At 66.5% G+C, this 209-nt stretch carries 1 protein-coding gene; it reads left to right on the top strand.

What is annotated here, in order from left to right; all coding sequences use genetic code 11:
* Positions 1-209: IS66 family transposase (locus AC6H42_RS06675; protein WP_497547674.1), on the top strand; the 209-nt coding region annotated here is incomplete at both ends.

The raw sequence follows: 209 nt of genomic DNA, 5'->3' as shown, positions 1-209 counted from the left end.
CATGTGCGTCCCAAGCTGGCGTGTGCCTGCTGCGACACCATCGTCCAGGCACCAGCGCCGAGCCGCCCGGTGGAACGCGGCATCGCTGGGCCTGGTCTGCTGGCACACGTGCTGGTGGCCAAGTATGCCGACCATCTGCCGTTGTACCGCCAGAGCGTGATTTATGCCCGGGAAGGCGTGGAGCTGGACCGCTCGCTACTGGCCAACTG

The sequence above is a fragment of the Massilia sp. NBRC 108631 genome (genome assembly GCF_059704565.1).
This window is presented reverse-complemented; position numbering and strand designations above follow the sequence as displayed.